The 1,011-nt window shown below is 69.2% G+C and carries 2 protein-coding genes; both read right to left on the bottom strand.

The window, feature by feature from the left end; translation table 11 throughout:
- The coding region (locus tag LQ51_RS11620; RefSeq protein ID WP_156313043.1) for an LppM family (lipo)protein at window positions 1–673 on the bottom strand (673 nt) is incomplete at its 3' end.
- Between the two features lie 78 nt (window positions 674–751).
- A partial coding sequence (locus LQ51_RS33860) for a hypothetical protein (protein ID WP_369799842.1) occupies window positions 752–1,011 on the bottom strand: 260 nt, incomplete at its 5' end.

Here is a 1,011-nt window from a genome sequence, read left to right as displayed (position 1 = left end):
CGACCACGGCGACCAGCAGCAGGGCCAGTAGGCCGCCGACCACCAGCAGCCAGGGGAAGCCGCCGTCGGCGGGGTCGGCTGAGGCCGGCGCGCCGCCCGGCGCCTCGGCCTCGGCGACCAGCTCGGCCGGCTTGTTCTGGTTGCTGTCCACCTTCCAGGTCACCGAGCGGCCGTTGATCGTGCCGTTGGCGTCGAGGACCCGGCCGGGAAATGTCACCGAGATCTCGAACGACATCAGTTTGACGAAGGCACGCCGGCTGTCCGCATTTTGTTCGGGCACTTTTCCGGCGTAACCGTCCGGGTCGAGCGGGAAGGAGAAGTGGTACCGGTCGCCGGTGCGGGTCAGTTTCACGCTGTCGCTGGTGAATTGCGACAACGGCTTTTTCCGGTAGCTGACCTGTACGCCATAGTATTTGGCGTCCTCGTAGCGGCTCTCGTCTCCGGAGGGCAGCGTGGGCAGCTGCCGCCGCATGTCGGCGAAGGCCGTCGGTACGTCGGGGTTACGCCCCTTGAGCAGGCTCTTGTCGGCGGTGACCAGGAGCTGGCCGGTGACCGTGTCATCGGCGTTCACGGTCAGCCCGAGATTGAGTTGCATGCAGCCGCTCAGCGCCGCCACGAGGGCGAGACACACCGCGAGCGAAAAAACGCGGCTGCGGCGGAGTCTCCTGTTCATGTGCACAGTGTGTGTGATCGCTATCACGTCCAGCAGTCAGCGATCAGCCAGATGCCTGTCGCCGATCTTACGGGCCGGTCATCCCGTTCGGCTGACGCCGCGAACCGGGTCGGCCGATAATCTGAAGGATTGACCATTCTTCACCATTGCGCGGCGGCCAGCGCCGCCCCGGCCGCGCCGCCGCCCCGGCCGCGCCGCCGCCCCGGCGTCGTCGTCGGGACCGCCATCGTGCGTGCGGGCCGCGTCGTTGCCCGGGCCGCCGTCGTGCGTGCGGGCCGCGCCGTCGCCCGGACCGCCGTCGTCCGGGCCGCGTCGTCCGGACCGCGTGTGCCCGGACC

This window comes from Micromonospora sp. HK10, from assembly GCF_000982955.1.
Classification (GTDB): Bacteria; Actinomycetota; Actinomycetes; order Mycobacteriales; family Micromonosporaceae; genus Micromonospora.
This window is presented reverse-complemented; position numbering and strand designations above follow the sequence as displayed.